This window comes from Microcystis sp. M49636_WE2, assembly GCF_030065375.1.
GTDB classification, from domain to species: Bacteria; Cyanobacteriota; Cyanobacteriia; order Cyanobacteriales; family Microcystaceae; genus Microcystis; species Microcystis aeruginosa_C.
The window spans coordinates 1-2,293 of the sequence record NZ_JASJFG010000523.1 but is presented as its reverse complement, the minus strand read 5'-3'; the positions used below and the strand labels follow the sequence as shown (position 1 = coordinate 2,293).

The window sequence follows — 2,293 nt, the reverse complement described above, 5'->3', positions numbered from 1 at the left end:
TTTAAAACATTGGAATTGGCCAAATTACTCCTATCAACAGATGCGTCAAGGTTGTTGTGTGGGTTCTCAACCAATGTGGCGAAAAATGCTGCACGATAAATATGGTTATTTTCAGGAAAATTTTCGCTGTGCTGGTGATTACGAATTTTGGTTAAGAATCGGCATTCAAGGGGAAAAAATGGCTTTAATTCCTGAGATTTTAGGTTTATATTATTTAAATCTGCAAGGTTTAGAACATGGCAGCAATGGTCAAGCATTAGAGGAACATTATCAAGTATGTAAAATCTATGAAATTCCTCACCCAGAAATTAAGGATATAGAAATTAAACCCAATCCAGTTAAGATGGAAGATTTAGGGAAAATTTTAAATAAGGATGAGCGAGAAAAATTACAAACAATTCAAGCTATCTCCCAGAATAAAACTCCAATTATTGTTATTGATGGCGTAATTTTTCAAATTGATCAAGGAAAATTAGCCAGGGTTTGGTCTTCAATTCTAGAGCATTGGAGTCAATTAGAATTGAGTCAACACATTGTTATTTTAGATAGAAATAACACCGCACCACGATGGGAAGAATTTAAATATTGGCCTGCGGAATCCTACGATTATAATTTTACGGGAAAGGATGCCAGAAAAATCCAAACTATTTGCGATCGCCTACAGGCTAATTTATTTATTTCCACTTTTTATACCAGTCCCTTAACCACTTCTTCTCTACTTTTTCTTACTTCTAAATTCCCAGAAGAAACCGGTAATTTACCAGTAAATTTAGAAAAACACTATGCAATTTTATCCGCTTCTAGAATCATCACTTCTTCCTCTGATATTGCCCAAGATTTAAGAAGGTTATATCCGAAAATTACCCTCGAAAAAATTGATATTATCGAGATTGCTGAAATTAATCAAAAACTAGCGAAAGAAATCATTAATTTTCTCTGGTATGCGCTCAGTGAACGGAACGAATCAAGTCAGGATCAAGTCTGGTTAGAGTTAAGAAAATTACAGGAAACGCAACAGACAATGTATCTGAAACAACAGCAAGATTATCATACTATGCAAGGGATGGAAATATCACTAAGAAAATTAGAAAATAATCATAATAATCTTCAGAAAGATAATCAGAAATTACAGGAAGAAATTAACTATTTGTCCTCCCGTAAGGGAATAGTAAAAACCATCGGCAAAACTCCTATATTACTTCTTGCTAAGATCAAGAAAAAACTCCCAAGATTTTAGGGAATTAAGGGGAAGTTTCCTAACAACGATTACAATCCCGACACGGCAGCGCCTAAAAGTGGTAAACTAATGTTAAGAATTAGAGGAGAAAACACTGTGCCACATTCGATCGTCACTGGAATTTGTGAAGGGGTTGCTGATTGCGTTTCCGCTTGTCCTGTTGCTTGTATCCATCCAGGACCGGGTAAAAATGTTAAAGGAACCGATTGGTATTGGATTGATTTTGCCACTTGTATCGACTGTGGTATCTGTTTACAAGTATGTCCCGTCGAAGGTGCAATTCTGCCAGAAGAACGTCCCGATTTACAAAAAACTCCCTAATTTATCAGTTATCAGTTATCAGTTATTAGATGTAAGTTTTCAGTTTACTGTTTACTGAAAATGCTTCCCACTTCCCAATTCATAATTCATAATTCATATTACTGTCTGCTATCTCCTTTTTACCTTACCATGGATTACCTTTTAGAAGTTGAACAAGTTTATGCTGGTTATGTGCAGGATTTATACATATTGCAAGGGGTTAACTTTCGCATTGCACCGGGGGAATTAGTCACGGTTATCGGTCCCAATGGTGCGGGAAAATCTACCCTTGCTAAGGCAATTTTTGGTTTATTAAAACCCAGTGCTGGAACTATCACTTTTAAGGGAAAAAATATCGCCGGTTGGAAATCCAATCAAATCGTTACCCTCGGAATGGGTTATGTTCCCCAAATCGCTAATGTTTTTCCATCCCTGAGCATTGAGGAAAATCTGGAAATGGGAGCTTTTACGAGCAAAGGAAATATAAAATCTTTAAAAGAGCGCATTTATGCCATGTTTCCCCGTTTGCTCGAGCGCCGTCGTCAGAAAGCTGGCACTTTATCTGGAGGAGAAAGACAGATGTTAGCCATGGGACGAGCGCTGATGTTGCAACCGGATTTATTAATTCTCGATGAACCTTCGGCAGCTTTATCTCCTATCTTAGTAACCAGCGTTTTTGAACAGATAAAAGCGATTAATCAGACGGGAACTGCAATTATTTTAGTGGAACAGAATGCCAAAAAAGCCCTAATGATG

Annotated in this window: 3 protein-coding genes; all 3 read left to right on the top strand. The window is 37.0% G+C overall.

The window, feature by feature from the left end; genetic code table 11:
- On the top strand, window positions 1-1,237 hold a 1,237-nt coding region (locus tag PX484_RS12215), incomplete at its 5' end, for a glycosyltransferase family protein (RefSeq protein WP_288104029.1).
- Window positions 1,238-1,333: 96 nt separating this feature from the next.
- Window positions 1,334-1,558 carry a ferredoxin family protein gene (locus tag PX484_RS12210; RefSeq protein WP_016516721.1) on the top strand — a complete coding sequence of 75 codons (225 nt, stop codon included), beginning with the start codon at window positions 1,334-1,336 and terminating at the stop codon, window positions 1,556-1,558.
- 129 nt (window positions 1,559-1,687) lie between these two features.
- Window positions 1,688-2,293 (top strand): ABC transporter ATP-binding protein (locus PX484_RS12205; RefSeq protein WP_288104026.1); only part of this gene is annotated, 606 nt, incomplete at its 3' end.